The organism is Achromobacter sp. UMC46 (assembly GCF_014170335.1).
In the GTDB taxonomy this organism is placed as follows: Bacteria; Pseudomonadota; Gammaproteobacteria; order Burkholderiales; family Burkholderiaceae_B; genus Achromobacter.
Map to the genome: position 1 here is coordinate 414,106 of NZ_LZZS01000003.1, position 14,815 is coordinate 428,920.

At 66.4% G+C, this 14,815-nt stretch carries 13 protein-coding genes; all 13 read left to right on the forward strand.

Annotated elements, in window-relative coordinates:
- Positions 1-42 precede the first annotated feature (42 nt).
- The 13 genes from A9973_RS02380 (at position 43) to A9973_RS02440 (ending at position 14,756) form a co-directional block, all read left to right on the forward strand.
- Positions 43-3,804 carry a nitrate reductase subunit alpha gene (locus A9973_RS02380; protein WP_183012159.1) on the forward strand — a complete coding sequence of 1,254 codons (3,762 nt, stop codon included), beginning with the start codon at positions 43-45 and terminating at the stop codon, positions 3,802-3,804.
- Entirely contained in the window at positions 3,801-5,369 is a 1,569-nt protein-coding gene (narH, locus tag A9973_RS02385) for a nitrate reductase subunit beta (protein ID WP_183012160.1), read from the forward strand. The genes A9973_RS02380 and narH overlap by 4 nt, the downstream gene beginning before the upstream one ends.
- Positions 5,370-5,383: 14 nt before the next feature.
- Positions 5,384-6,031, forward strand: a complete 648-nt coding sequence (narJ, locus tag A9973_RS02390; RefSeq protein WP_183012161.1) for a nitrate reductase molybdenum cofactor assembly chaperone — start codon at positions 5,384-5,386, stop codon at positions 6,029-6,031.
- Between the two features lie 18 nt (positions 6,032-6,049).
- The gene (narI, locus tag A9973_RS02395) at positions 6,050-6,733 is read left to right on the forward strand and encodes a respiratory nitrate reductase subunit gamma (RefSeq protein WP_183012162.1); all 684 of its coding nucleotides are present in this window, start codon (positions 6,050-6,052) and stop codon (positions 6,731-6,733) included.
- Between the two features lie 25 nt (positions 6,734-6,758).
- A complete protein-coding gene (locus tag A9973_RS02400; protein ID WP_183012163.1) occupies positions 6,759-7,523 on the forward strand; it encodes a peptidylprolyl isomerase in 765 nt (254 codons plus the stop codon).
- On the forward strand, positions 7,520-8,518 hold the full coding sequence (gene moaA, locus A9973_RS02405) for a GTP 3',8-cyclase MoaA (protein WP_183012164.1): 999 nt from the start codon (positions 7,520-7,522) through the stop codon (positions 8,516-8,518). The genes A9973_RS02400 and moaA overlap by 4 nt, the downstream gene beginning before the upstream one ends.
- 1 nt (position 8,519) lies before the next feature.
- Positions 8,520-9,179 (forward strand): carbonic anhydrase, encoded by a 660-nt coding sequence (locus A9973_RS02410; protein ID WP_183012165.1) that lies wholly within the window; start codon positions 8,520-8,522, stop codon positions 9,177-9,179.
- A complete protein-coding gene (gene mobB / locus A9973_RS02415) occupies positions 9,176-9,673 on the forward strand; it encodes a molybdopterin-guanine dinucleotide biosynthesis protein B (RefSeq protein WP_183012166.1) in 498 nt (165 codons plus the stop codon). The genes A9973_RS02410 and mobB overlap by 4 nt, the downstream gene beginning before the upstream one ends.
- Before the next feature lie 46 nt (positions 9,674-9,719).
- Complete coding sequence (locus A9973_RS02420; RefSeq protein WP_183012167.1) at positions 9,720-11,657, forward strand: type IV pili methyl-accepting chemotaxis transducer N-terminal domain-containing protein; 1,938 nt, start codon at positions 9,720-9,722, stop codon at positions 11,655-11,657.
- A 12-nt stretch (positions 11,658-11,669) separates the two neighbouring features.
- The gene (locus A9973_RS02425; RefSeq protein WP_183012168.1) at positions 11,670-12,332 is read left to right on the forward strand and encodes a response regulator transcription factor; all 663 of its coding nucleotides are present in this window, start codon (positions 11,670-11,672) and stop codon (positions 12,330-12,332) included.
- 83 nt (positions 12,333-12,415) lie between these two features.
- Positions 12,416-13,432, forward strand: a complete 1,017-nt coding sequence (locus tag A9973_RS02430) for a peptidase U32 family protein (RefSeq protein ID WP_183012169.1) — start codon at positions 12,416-12,418, stop codon at positions 13,430-13,432.
- Positions 13,429-14,322, forward strand: a complete 894-nt coding sequence (locus A9973_RS02435) for a U32 family peptidase (protein ID WP_183012287.1) — start codon at positions 13,429-13,431, stop codon at positions 14,320-14,322. The genes A9973_RS02430 and A9973_RS02435 overlap by 4 nt, the downstream gene beginning before the upstream one ends.
- On the forward strand, positions 14,319-14,756 hold the full coding sequence (locus tag A9973_RS02440; protein WP_183012170.1) for an SCP2 domain-containing protein: 438 nt from the start codon (positions 14,319-14,321) through the stop codon (positions 14,754-14,756). Before A9973_RS02435 ends, A9973_RS02440 begins: the two co-directional genes overlap by 4 nt.
- Positions 14,757-14,815: the final 59 nt, after the last annotated feature.

Below are 14,815 nucleotides of genomic sequence, written 5' to 3' on the forward strand. Positions count from 1 at the left end.
CGCAGTACGCGCCGGCCAGGCCGGCGTTCTTGGAGAAACACAATGAGTCACTTTCTGGACCGGCTGAAGTTCATGTCGCGGGTGAAGTCCACCTTCGCGGACGGCCACGGCGAAACGGTCAATGAAGACCGCAAGTGGGAAAACGCCTACCGCTCCCGCTGGCAGCACGACAAGGTCGTGCGTTCGACCCACGGCGTGAACTGCACGGGCTCGTGCTCGTGGAAGGTCTACGTCAAGAATGGCCTGATTACCTGGGAAACGCAGCAGACGGACTATCCGCGCACGCGTCCCGACCTGCCCAACCACGAGCCTCGCGGCTGTCCCCGAGGCGCGTCCTACAGCTGGTACGTGTATTCGGCGCAGCGGGTGAAGTACCCGATGATCCGGGGCCGCCTGATGGAAATGTGGCGCGAAGCGCGCAAGACCATGGACCCCATCGCCGCATGGGAATGGATCAGCCAGGACCCCGTGCGCGCCAAGCGCTACAAGGCCATCCGCGGCCTGGGCGGCTTCGTGCGCGCCGACTGGGATACGGCAACCGAGATCATCGCCGCCGCCAACGCGCTGACCATCAAGAAGTACGGCCCCGACCGCGTGATCGGCTTTTCGCCCATCCCGGCCATGTCGATGGTCAGCTACGCCGCCGGCGCGCGCTACCTGAGCCTGTTGGGCGGCGCCTGCCTGAGTTTTTACGACTGGTACTGCGACCTGCCGCCCGCCAGCCCGCAGATCTGGGGCGAACAGACCGACGTGCCGGAGTCGGCCGACTGGTACAACTCAACCTACCTGATGGTGTGGGGCTCGAACGTGCCCCAGACCCGCACGCCCGACGCGCACTTCTACACCGAGGTCCGCTACAAGGGCACGAAGACGGTGGCCGTGTCCAGCGACTTTGGCGAAATGGTCAAGTTCGGCGACATCTGGCTGGCGCCCAAGCAGGGCACCGACGCCGCGCTGGCCATGGCCATGGGCCATGTAATCCTGAAGGAATTCCACCTGTCGGCCAACCGGTCGCCGTATTTCCAGGACTACGTGCGGCGCTACACCGACATGCCGATGCTGGTCCTGCTGAAAGAGCGCGACGGCTTCTACGCGCCTGACCACTTCCTGCGCGCGTCGCATCTGGACGGCGCGTTGGGCGAGCAGAACAATCCCGACTGGAAGACCCTGGTGCTGGACGCGCACACCGGCGACCTGGTCGCGCCCAACGGCAGCATCGGTTTCCGCTGGGGCGAAGGCGCGGTCAACGGCGGGGAAAAGGTCGGCCGCTGGAACCTGGAATCCAAGGACGGCGGCAATGGCCGCGAAATCGAACCGGTGCTGAGCCTGATCGGCGGGGACAGCGACGTGGTCGGCGTGGGTTTCCCGTACTTCGGCAGCGAACACGACGAACTGCTGGTGCGCAACGTGCCGGCCCGCCGCATCCGCCTGGCCGACGGCACGGACGCGCTGGTCGCCACCGTGTATGACCTGCAGATGGCCAACTACGGGCTGGACCGCGGCCTGGGCGGCGGCAACGTCGCCTCGTCCTTCGACGACGACGTGCCCTATACGCCCGCCTGGCAGGAAAAGCACACCGGCGTGCCGCGCGTGCAAGTGATCCAGGTGGCGCGCGAATTCGCGCAGAACGCGCACGATACCGAAGGCAAGTCGATGGTGATCGTCGGCGCCGGCCTGAACCACTGGTATCACATGGACATGATCTACCGCGGCATCATCAACATGCTGATGATGTGCGGCTGCGTCGGCAAGAGCGGCGGCGGCTGGGCTCACTATGTGGGCCAGGAGAAGCTGCGCCCGCAGTTTGGCTGGGCGCCGCTGGCGTTCGGGTCGGACTGGGTGCGCCCGCCGCGCCAGATGAACGGCACGTCCTTCTTCTATGCGCACACCAGCCAGTGGCGCCATGAAAAGCTGAACGTGCAGGAAATCCTGGGCCCCACCGCCGATCACGCCAAGTACGGCGAACTCAGCATGATCGACTTGAACGCCCGCGCCGAGCGCATGGGCTGGCTGCCGTCGGCCCCGCAGCTGCGCACCAACCCGCTGGACGTCGTGGACCAGGCTGAGGCCGCAGGCCTCGACCCCGTCGCGCATGCCGTCGAACAGTTGAAGTCCGGCGCGCTGCGCATGTCGTGCGAAGACCCGGACGATCCCGCGAACTTCCCGCGCAACATGTTCGTCTGGCGCTCCAACATCCTGGGCTCCAGCGGCAAGGGCCACGAGTACTTCCTGAAGTACCTGCTGGGCACGCAGAATGCGGTGTTCGGCGACGAAGGCGATGCGATCAAGCCTACGGAAGTCACGTTCCAGGACGACGCGGCCGAAGGCAAGCTGGACCTGCTGACGGTGCTGGACTTCCGCATGAGCACGACCTGCCTGTATGGCGACATCGTGCTGCCGACGGCCACCTGGTACGAAAAGGACGACTTGAACACGTCCGACATGCACCCCTTCATCCACCCGCTGAGCGAAGCGGTGCAGCCCCTGTGGGAAAGCAAAACCGACTGGGAGATCTACAAGCTGCTGGCCAAGAAGTTCAGCGAGATCGGCGGCCCCTATCTGGGCAAGCGCCGCGACCTGGTGCTGACGCCCCTGATGCACGACACCCCGGGGGAACTGGGCCAGGCCTTCGAGCCGAAGGACTGGAAGCTGGGCGAATGCGACCTGGTGCCGGGCAAGACGGCGCCGTCGATGACGGTGGTCGAACGCGACTACAACGACATCTACCGCAAGTTCACGTCGGTCGGCCCCTTGCTGGAAAAGCTGGGCAACGGCGGCAAGGGCATCAACTGGAACACCGAGCACGAAGTGCGCGAGCTGGCCGGCATTAATGAAAGCGTGGCCGACGCCGGCGTCAGCCAGGGCCGTCCGCGTCTGGACACCGCCATCGACGCCGCTGAAATGATCCTGACCTTCGCGCCGGAAACCAACGGCCACGTGTCGGTCAAAGCCTGGGAAGCACTGGGCAAGATCACCGGGCGCGACCACACCCATCTGGCCGCCGGCCGCGAGCACGACAAGATCCGCTTCCGCGACGTCCAGGCGCAGCCGCGCAAGATCATCTCGGCGCCCACCTGGTCGGGCCTGGAAAGCGAAGAGGTCAGCTACAACGCCGGCTACACCAACGTGCACGAACTGATCCCGTGGCGCACGCTGACCGGCCGCCAGCAGTTCTATCAGGACCACCGCTGGATGCTGGATTTCGGCGAAGGCTCTTGCGTGTACAAGCCGGCCATCGACACCAAGACGGTGGCGCCCATGCTGGGCCGCTACCCGAACGGTGAAAAGGAACTGGTCCTGAACTGGCTGACCCCGCACCAGAAGTGGGGCATCCACAGCACGTACTCCGACAACCTGCGGATGCTGACGCTCAGTCGCGGCGGCCCCCACGTGTGGGTGTCCGAGACCGAGGCCAAGCAGGCCGGGCTGGTCGACAACGACTGGGTAGAAGTCTTCAACGTGAACGGCACCTTGACTGCGCGGGTGGTGGTCAGCCAGCGCGTGCCGGTGGGCATGTGCCTGATGTACCACGCGCAGGAAAAGATCGTGAACGTGCCGGGCGCTGAAACCAGCGGCAAGCGCGGCGGCATCCACAACTCGGTCACGCGCACGGTGCTCAAGCCCACGCACATGATCGGCGGCTACGCACAGCAGGCCTACGGTTTCAATTACTACGGCACGGTCGGCGCCAACCGCGACGAGTTCGTGGTGTTGCGCAAGATGAAGAAAGTGGACTGGCTGGAAGGCCCGCTCGTGGAAGACCCCGCCATGGAAGCAACGCAACAAAAAGAGAAGCAATCATGAGGATACGCGCCCAAATCGGCATGGTGCTGAACCTGGACAAGTGCATCGGCTGCCACACTTGCTCGGTCACCTGCAAGAACGTCTGGACCAGCCGCGACGGTGTCGAATATGCCTGGTTCAACAACGTCGAGACCAAGCCCGGCATCGGCTACCCCAAGGAATGGGAGAACCAGGACAAGTGGAAGGGCGGCTGGAAGCGCACCGCCGCCGGCAAGCTGGAACCGCGCCAGGGCGGCAAGTTGCGCATCCTGGCCAACCTGTTCGCCAACCCGAACCTGCCGGCCATCGACGACTACTACGAGCCCTTCACGTTCGACTACGAGCATCTGCAGAACGCGCCGTTGCTGCAGACGCCGCCCACGGCGCGCCCCATTTCGGTGCTGACGGGCAAGAAGATGGAGAAGATCCATTGGGGCCCGAACTGGGAAGACGACCTGGGCGGCGAATTCAGCTCGCGCAGTCGGGACGCGCTGTTCGAAGGCGTGCAGAAAGAGATGTACTCGACGTTCGAGAACACCTTCATGATGTACCTGCCGCGCCTGTGCGAACACTGCCTGAACCCGGCCTGTGTCGCCAGCTGCCCGTCCGGTTCCATCTACAAGCGCGAAGACGACGGCATCGTGCTGGTGGACCAGGACAAGTGCCGCGGCTGGCGCATGTGCATCTCGGGCTGCCCGTACAAGAAGATCTACTACAACTGGAGCAGCGGCAAGGCTGAAAAATGCACCTTCTGCTATCCACGCATCGAAGCCGGCCAGCCGACCGTCTGTTCGGAAACCTGCGTGGGCCGCATCCGCTACCTGGGTGTCATGCTGTACGACGCCGACCAGATCGAACGCGCCGCATCCACGGCCAACGAGCAAGACCTGTACGAATCGCAGCTTGACCTGTTCCTGGACCCGCATTCGCCGGAAGTGATCGCCGCCGCGCGCGAACAGGGCATTCCGGAATCGTGGCTGGAAGCCGCGCGCCAGTCGCCCGTCTACAAGATGGCGGTGCAATGGCGCGTCGCGTTCCCGCTGCATCCGGAATACCGCACCTTGCCGATGGTCTGGTACATCCCGCCGCTGTCGCCTATCCAGACGGCCGCGGAATCCGGTCAGATGCCGCAGCGCACCGTGGGCAAGAGCGCCATGATCCCGGACGTGTCCAGCTTGCGCATCCCGGTGCGCTACCTGGCCAACCTGCTGACGGCAGGCAAGGAAGCGCCGGTGGTGCAGGCGCTGGAACGTATGCTGGCCATGCGCGCCTACAAACGGTCCGAGACCGTGCACGGAGAGCTCGACACCGCCTTGCTGGAACAGGTGGGCCTGACCGATTCGATCGTGCAGGACATGTACAAGATCATGGCCATCGCCGACTACGAAGACCGTTTCGTCGTGCCCAGCAGCCACAAGGAAGTGGTGGAAGACAGCTTCAACGAGAAGGGCAGTTGCGGATTCACGTTCGGCAACGGCTGCTCGGGCGGCGTGTCGGAAGGCACCTTGTTCGGACGCAAGCCCCAAGGCAGCGAGATCTTCATCGAGATGCCGAAATCCCGCAAGAAGGCCGCCCTGGCCCGCTAGGAAAGGAGAACACCATGAATCTGTACCGCTTGCTTTCCGCCTTGCTCAGCTACCCCGAGCCTGATCTGATGGACGCCCTGGGCGACGTGGAGTCGGCGCTTGCCGCCTCACCGGACGCCGAGGAAGCCCTGCAGCCGCTGATCGCCTATCTGGCCACGAACGACTTGATCGCCGTGCAAGAGAACTACGTGGCCACGTTCGACCGCAACCGTTCGCATTCGCTGCACCTGTTCGAACACGTGCATGGCGAAAGCCGCGACCGCGGTCAGGCCATGGTCGATCTGTTGGAAACCTACCGCGGCCACGGCTTTGAACCTGTCGTGTCCGAACTGCCGGACCACGTGCCGCTGTTCCTGGAGTTCCTGGGCGTGATCGAACCCGGAGAGGCGCAGGAGCTGCTGGATGAGGCGATCCACGTGCTGGCCGCCATCGGCGCCCGGCTGGCCAAGGGCGACAGCCCTTACGCCGGCGTCTTCGCGGTGCTGCGCGCGCAATCGACGGTGACCCCGCGCGAGCAGACGGCGCCGCCCGTGCGCGACATGGATGAAGCCATGGACACCTTCGGCGTCAGCCAGGACGGCGTGGAACCGCTGCTGCGGCCGTTCGCGGGCGATGGCGCGCAGACCGTGCGCTTCTACCCCCGGACGCCAAGCGCCCATTAATGCTCAGGACGACGCATCATGAATTCCCTGAATCAGTTTCTCTTCGGCATCTATCCTTATATTGCGCTGACGGTCTTTCTGCTGGGCAGCCTGGCGCGTTTCGAGCGAGAGCAATACACCTGGAAGACGGACAGCTCGCAGCTGCTGCACCGCGGCCAATTGCGGTTGGGGAACATCCTGTTCCACGTCGGCATCCTGGGCCTGTTCTTTGGGCATCTGGCCGGGCTGCTGACGCCGGTCGTGGTCTGGGACACGCTGGGCGTCTCGCACACGCTGAAGCAGACGGTGGCGATGGCGGCGGGCGGCCTCATGGGCGGGATCTGCCTGATCGGCCTCTTGATCCTGATCCACCGCCGCTTGACCGACCCGCGCATCGCCCGCACGACGCGCCCGGGCGACAAGCTGCTGCTGTTGTGGATCCTTGTCACCCTGCTGCTTGGCCTGTCCACCATCGTGCTGTCGGCCGGCCACATGGACGGTGAAATGATGGTGCGCCTGATGACCTGGGCGCAGCACATCGTGACCTTCCAGGGCGACGCCGCCAGCCATATCGCCGACGTGCCGCTGCTGTTCAAGGCGCACCTGTTCATGGGCCTGACGCTGTTCGTGATCTTCCCGTTCACGCGCCTGGTGCATGTCTGGAGCGGCTTCGCGTCGCTGGGCTATCTGGGCCGCGCGTGGCAGCTGGTCCGCCAGCGCTGAACCGACACGCACCCAGGAGCCGAACATGCCTGTCATCGTCAATGGCGTCGAATTGAACGACGCCGATCTGGAACGTGAACTGCCGCTGCACGCGGACGCCAGCAACCCGATGCGCCACGCGATCACCGCGCTGGTCTTGCGCCGGGTGCTGCTGGACGAAGCCGCCCGCCTCGGGCTGGCCGCCGAGGACGAGGAGGGCGCCATCAGCGCCTTGCTCGCCGCGCAGGCGCCGGCGCCCGAGGCCGACGACGCCGCCTGCCGCCGCTTCTACCAGATGCATCCGCAACGCTTCATGGTCGGGGAACTGGTCGAGGCCGACCATATCCTGTTCCAGGTCACACCCAGCGTGAATCTGGACATGCTGCGCGCCCACGGCAACGTGGTGCTGCAAGAGCTGCTGGCCGATCCCTCGCGCTTTTCCGACGTGGCGCGCGAACAGTCCAACTGCCCGTCGGCGACGGTGGGCGGCAACCTGGGCCAGCTGGGCCGGGGCGACACCGTGCCGGAGTTCGAGCGCGCCGTCTTCGCGCTGCCTTCGGGCGGGGTGCTGCCGCAGCTGCTGCAGACCCGCCACGGCCTGCACATCGTGCGGGTGACGCGCCGCATCGAAGGCCGGCTGCTGCCGTACGAGCATGTGGCGCAGCAGATCGCCATGGCGCTGACCGCCATGAGCCGCGACACGGCCTGGCGGCAGTACACCACGCTGCTGGTCGAGCGCGCCGACGTCCAGGGGATCGACCTTGCGGCCGGCGGCGAGTCCGACCGCGTCTACGGCGGGAGCGCCCCATGAGGGACGAGCCAGCTGCGGGACCCTTGACCGACGGGTTCGGACGCCGGATCGACTACCTGCGCGTTTCCGTCACCGACCGTTGCGACCTGCGGTGCAGCTATTGCCTGCCGAAAGACTTCAAAGGCTTTGAAACCCCGGCCAACTGGTTGCGCCATGACGAAATGGCCAGGCTGGTGGGTCTGTTCGCGAGCCTGGGCGTCAGCAAGGTCCGATTGACGGGCGGCGAACCGCTGCTGCGCCGGGGCGTGGCGGGCCTGGCCCGCGATATCGCCGCGATGCCCGGGCTGACCGACCTGTCCGTGTCCACCAACGGCACGCAGCTGGTCCGCCACGCTAGTGCGTTGCACGCCGCAGGCGTCACCCGGTTGAACATCAGCCTGGATACCCTGGACGCCGCCGCGTTCAGCCAGATCACCGGACGGGATTGCCTGGATTCCGTGCTGGCGGGCTTGGCGGCCGCCCGGCAGGCGGGCTTTTCCCCCATCAAGTTGAATAGCGTGGTGCACGCCGCCACGCCCGAGGCCGATGTGCGGCGCTTGCTGGACTATGCGGTCGGGCATGGGTTCGTGCTGCGCCTGATCGAACCCATGCCGATGGGCGAATGCGGCCGCGGCTTCACGCATACCGACCTGAACGCGCTGGGCGCGCGCCTGGCGGCCGACGCGGGGCTGGTGCCGGCGCTGGCCGGTTCAGGCGCGGGCCCCGCGCGCTATTGGACGGCGGGCGAGGGCGCGCCGGTATTGGGCGTGATCACGCCCATGTCCCGCCATTTCTGCGCCACCTGCAACCGGGTACGGCTGGGGGTGGACGGCACCCTCTACCTGTGCCTGGGGCAGGAAGCCCAGGTGCCGCTGGGCCGGCTGCTGCGCGGCGGGGCCAGCGACGCCGAGTTGGTGCGGGCGATCCGGGCGGGCATCGCCGCCAAGCCGGCGCGCCACGATTTCGTGGGCCGCCCCGAGCGCATCGTGCGGTTCATGGCGCAGACGGGGGGCTGACATGGGGGATATCGAACGCTTCATCGACGGCTTCCAGCGCTTTCAGCAGCAGTACTACGAACAGGCGCCCGCGCTATACCGCAACTTGCGCGACGGGCAGCACCCCAGCACCTTGCTGATCGGCTGCTGCGATTCCCGCGTGGACCCCGCCATGATGCTGGGCTGCGACCCCGGCGACATCTTCGCCGTGCGCAACGTCGCCAACCTGGTGCCGCCCGCCAGCGCCGACCGGGGGCTGCAGGGCGTGCTGGCCGCCATACAGTTCGCCGTCGAGCAATTGCAGGTCAGCCGCGTCATCGTGCTGGGGCACGCGCATTGCGGCGGCATCCGGGCGTTGATGGAGCGGCGCACCCGCAGCGACGGCGAGACCGATTACCTGGAGCGCTGGATGGATATCGCCGAGCCGGCCCGCCACCGCGTGCTGCGGCAGATGCCGCAGGCCAGCGACGCCGAACGCCGCCGCGCCTGCGAGCAGGCGTCCATCCTGATCTCGCTGCGCAACCTGGAAGAGCTGCCTTTCGTGCGCCGCGCCGTCCAGGCGGGCGACCTGACGCTGCATGGCTGGTACTTCGACCTGGTAGCGGGGGCATTGCTGGCATACTCGCCGCGGGCGGACGCATTTCTGCCCATGGTCTGTCCCTTGTTTACGGAGCATGCATGAGCCCAGTTTTCGGTATCGCCGGCCGGTCCGGCAGCGGTAAAACCACGCTGATCGAAGCGATGCTGCCCTTGCTGGCGGCGCGGGGCCTGCGCGTGAACGTCATCAAGCACAGCCATCACGACTTCCAGATGGAGCCGCCGGGCAAGGACAGCGCGCGCTTCCGTCTGGCCGGCGCGCAGGAAGTGATGGTGGCCTCGCCGTACCGCTACGCCATCGTGCACGAACTGCGCGATGCACCCGAGCCGACGCTGGCGGACCAGCTGGCCCGCCTGTCGCCGGCCGATCTGGTGCTGGTCGAAGGCTTCAAGCAGGCGGAAATTCCGCGCATCGAGGTCTACCGGCCCGCCCTGGGCAAACCGCCGCTGCACGCCGAAGACGGTAGTTTCCTGGCGGTCGTGACCGATGCGCCGCTGGATGCCGGCTTGCCGTGCCTGCCGTTGAACGACCCGACACGGGTAGTGGACTTCCTGTGCGGCGCGCTAGGCCTGGACTGAAGGCGACTACACTATCCACCGCATCGCGCCGCCCGTACCCATCGTCATGACGTCTTCCTCGCCCATCGCCGGACTTGATGGCCTGCCTTCCCCCCGGCATCGCCTGTCCACGCGCATCATCGCCAGTTCACTGGTGGCGCTGGTGGTGGTGCTGTCCATGATCAGCTGGACGCTCTGGCTGTCCTGGCAGCTGGAAGGCGCGGGCGCCGCCATCAACGACACGGGCAGCCTGCGCATGCGCGCCAACCGTGTGGCGGTTGAATTGATGCGCCCGCAAGCCGGCCGCGAAGTCCGCACCCAAGAGCAGATCGCGGTGCTGGACGAGACCATCGCGCGCTTGGCGCGGGGCAACCCGGCCCGGCCGCTCTTCATCCCCAGCAATGAGGCGATCCGCGCGCAATGGCACGATGTGGCCAGCTATTGGCAAGACGTCATGAAGCCGGCCGCGCTGCGCGCCTTGGCGCAACCCGACGCGGCGGTCTACCTGCAGACGCTGCCTGAATTCGTCGCCCGCGCCGACACGCTGGTGGGAATGATCGAACAGGACAACGCCGGCAAGACGACGTCGCTGCGCTTGTCGCAAGGCATCCTGGCGGCGATCGCCAGCGCAGGCACGCTGGCGATGATCTATCTGCTGTATCTGTGGATCATCGCGCCGGTGCTGCGTTTGCGCGATGGCTTGAGGCGCATGGCCGAGCGCGAATTCAGCACGCGGCTGCCGGTGGAAAGCCAGGACGAATTCGGCCTGCTGGCCCGCGGCTACAACCGCATGGCGGACGAACTGCAAGACCTGTACACCAGCCTGGAACAGCGGGTGGAACACAAGACCGCGCAGCTGGCCGCGCAGAACCGCGACATCGGCGCCCTGTATGACATGGCCGCCTTCCTGAACCAGCCGAACGAGATCGAGGCCATGTGCGACGGCTTCCTGCGCCGCGTCATGCTGCAGTTCGACGCCGAAGGCGGCAGCATCCGCGCGCTGGATCCCACCAACGAAAAACTGAACCTCGTGGTGTCGGTGGGTCTGTCGGACGAACTTGTGGAATCCGAACACTGCATGAAGGTCGACGACTGCTATTGCGGCGTGGCCACGCGGCAGGCCGGCGTCATCGTCATCCAGGATTTCCGCCATGCGCCGCCCGAACTGGACCTGAACTGCCAGCGCGACGGCTTCGCCAGCGTGGCGGTGTTCCGCATCGTGACCCGCGACGAAGTCCTGGGATCGTATTCGCTGCATTTCCGCCAGCAGCGGCGCCTGACGCCGTCTGACTCCCAGTTGCTGGAAACGCTGGGCCAGCACCTGGGCGTGGCGCTGGACAACCGGCGGCTAAGCGCCCAGGCCCGGCAACTGGCGGTGGTCCAGGAACGGGGGCTGGTCGCGCAGGGCTTGCACGACAGCCTGGCGCAGGGCCTGAATTTCCTGAACCTGCAATTGCAGATGCTGGACGCGGCGGTCAAGCGAGGCGACCAGGAAGAAATCACCGAGATCCTGCCGCTGCTGCGCACCGGCGTGGACGAAAGCTATCAGGACGTGCGCGAACTGCTGACCAACTTCCGCAGCAAGCTGGGGCAGGGAGACTTGCAGGCCGCCATCGAATCCACGGTGGACCGCTTCCGCCGGCAGACCGGCATCGAGACCGACCTGCGTTTCGGCCGTGACGAGGGCGGACCGCTGCCGCCCGAGCAGCAGCTGCAAGTGCTGTTCATCCTGCAAGAGGCGCTGTCCAATGTGCGCAAGCACTCCGAGGCCAGCCGGGTCCAGGTGTCGGTCAGCAACGAACGCGACTTCTTGCTCTTGATCCGCGACAACGGGCAAGGTTACGACGCGGCCGAAGTGGCTGCGCGCGGCGAATCCCACGTCGGCCTGCACATCATGCAAGAGCGCGCCGCACGCATGCGCGCCGTGATAAAACTTGAATCCCAGCCCGGCGCCGGCACGCGCGTCGCGCTGACTTTGCCTGGCAGCGAGCGCCAGGCCGCCTGACACGTTCCAAACATGCCTATCCGTATCCTGCTTGTCGATGACCACACGCTGTTCCGCTCGGGCGTGCGCCTGCTGCTGCAACGCCAACCCGATTTCGAGGTGGTGGCCGAGGCGGGCGACGGCGTCGAAGGCATCAAGCGCGCCAAGGAGCTCAAGCCCGACGTGGTGCTGCTGGACCTGAACCTGCCGGGCCTGTCCGGCCTGGAAACGCTGCAATTGCTGACGCAGGACCTGCCGTCCTGCGCCGTCATCATCCTGACGGTCTCGGAAGAGGCCGACGAGCTGGGCCAGGCGCTGCGCGACGGCGCGCGCGGCTATCTGGTTAAGAACATCGACGCCGACGTGCTGACCTCCGCCATCCGCCGCGCCGCCGCTGGCGAATCGGTCATCGCCGAAAGCATGACCGCCAAGCTGGTCGACCAGTTCCGCGGGCAGGCCACGCTGGCGGCGCAGGCTCCTGGCGGCGCGGAGCGCCATCGCCTGACGGCGCGAGAAACGCAGATCGTCCAATGCCTGGCGCGCGGCGCCAGCAACAAGGTCATTGCGCGCGAACTCGACGTGAGCGAAAGCACCGTCAAGATCCATGTGCAGAACGTGCTGAAAAAGCTGAACCTGACCAGCCGCGTGCAGGTCGCCGTGTATGCCGTGGAGCACGGGCTGCATTCCGAGGAATAGCGCTGCGTTTTTCCGTACGCGGGCGCGGCCCGGTTTGATCTTCGACAAGGCCGGGATGGCGGCCGGACCCTAGACTGGCCGGCATGCAAACTCGAACCTCTCCCATCGAGCTCGTGGCCCCCGCCGGCAGTCTTGCCGCCCTGATAGCCGCCATCGAGGCGGGCGCCGACACCGTCTATCTCGGGCTCAAGAACGCCACCAACGCCCGTAACTTCGCCGGGCTCAACTTCACCGAGAGCGACATCCGGGCAGGCGTCGACCTGGCGCACCGCAACGGGCGTCAGGTGCTGTTCGCCATCAATACGTTCGTGCAGGCGGGCCGCACGCAGGAATGGCGCGACGCGGTGGACGCCGCCCATGAATTGGGCGCCGACGCGGTCATCATGGCGGATCCCGGCCTGCTGGCCTACGCCAGCGACCGCTATCCCGATCTGCGCCTGCACCTGTCCGTGCAAGGCTCGGCCACGCATGCCGACGCCATTGAATTGATGAAGGAACAATTCGGCATCCGGCGTGTGGTGCTGCCGCGCGTGCTGACGCTGGCCGAAGTCGCGCGCATCTGCGCCAACGTCAGCGTGGAAGTGGAAGTCTTCGGTTTCGGCAGCCTGTGCGTCATGGCGGAAGGCCGCTGCCTGTTGTCGTCCTACGCCACAGGCGATTCCCCCAACAACAAAGGCGTCTGTTCGCCCGCGCACGCCGTGCGCTGGGTCGAGGAGAACGGCCGGATGGACGCGCGCCTGTCCGGCATTCTCATCGACCGCTACGAACCCGGCGAGCCGGCGGCCTACCCGACATTGTGCAAAGGCCGCTTTGAGGTCGACGGGCAGGCCGACCACGCGCTGGAAGAACCCACCAGCCTGAACGCGATCGGCCTGTTGCCGCGCCTGGCCGAAATGGGCGTGTCCGCCATCAAGATCGAAGGCCGCCAGCGCAGTCCGGCCTACGTGACGCAAGTGGTGTCCACCTTGCGCGCGGCGCTGGACAGCGTGCACGCGGACGCCGCGCGTTTTTCCCCGCGGCCGGAATGGAATGCCTTGCTGGCGCGCCATGCGGAAGGATCCCAAGTCACCCAAGGCGCATTTGAACGTCCATGGAAATGAAACCGAACGCATTCCAGATATCCGTCGGCCCGTTGCCGTACTACTGGCCGCGCCAGCGCACGCTGGACTTCTACGCCGATCTTGCCGACAGCCCGGCCGACATCCTCTATGTCGGCGAGACGGTCTGTAGCCGCCGCCACGAGCTGCGCGCCGAAGACTGGCTGGACCTTGCCCGCGACCTGCGGGCAGCGGGCAAGACGGTCGTGCTGTCGGGCCGTACCCTGATCGAAACCGGGGCCGAGGCGCACGCGCTGAAGAAACTGTGCGGCCAGGACGACTTCATGGTCGAGGCCGGCGAGCTGGGCGCCGTGCGTCACCTGTCGGGCCGCGCCTTCGTGGCCGGTCCGCACGTCAACGCCTATCACGGCGGCACGCTGCAATGGCTGGCCAGCCAGGGCGCGGTGCGCTTCGTGGCGCCGCTGGAGATGGACGGCAGCACGCTGGCGCGCCTGCTGCACGAGCGACCGGCCGACATGGCGGCCGAAGTGATGGTGTGGGGCCGCATGGCGCTGGCCTTTTCGGCGCGTTGCTTCACGGCCCGCCACTTCCGCCTGAAGAAGGACGATTGCGGCTTCCGCTGCATCGAACACCCCGACGGCCTGGACATGCGCACCCGCGAGTCGCACGACTTCCTGAGCATCAATGGCATCCAGGTGCAATCCGCCGCATGCCTGGACTTGCTGGCGCAGGCGCCCGAACTTGCCCGCATGGGCGTCGACGTCCTGCGCGTCAGCCCGCAGTCGGCCGGCACGCTGGACGCGGTGGCGGCACTGGATGCGACGCGCCACGGCGTCGAACCCAAGGCGGTTTCGCCACCGGTGGGCATCGGCCGCTGCAATGGCTACTACTACGGCCGGTCGGGCATCGAATTGCTGGAGGCCTCCGCATGAACGCCACTGTGCAAGTGGATCCCCCCGCGTGGTTCGCGCGACTGGGCCGGCGCATGCCCGCGCCGTTCGTGTCCCTGCATTTCGTCGCGGGGCTGGAACTGGCGCGCCGGTTCAAATGGCTGCAACCGCCGCCGGAACTGGACGGCCGCAGCTTTGCGATCACCATCGAAGACCTGGGCCTGCGCAGCGCGTTCGTGGTGCGCGCCGGCGCGTTCCGGCCGGCTTGGGACCGCGCGCCGTGCGAATTGGAACTGGGCGCCAAGCTGGGTGACCTGGTCAGCCTGATGCGGGCGGAGACCGACGCGGACACCTTGTTCTTTCAACGCCGACTGCGGATTTCAGGCGATACCGAACTGGGACTGATCGTGAAGAACTGGCTCGACGCCGCGCCTCGGCCGGCGTGGTTGCAGCGGGTCAGCGGGGCGGCGGGCTAGATGCGCTTTCGTGGCGGGGCAGCACGCAAGCGGTTGAAAATAAGGGTTTTTACTCATTA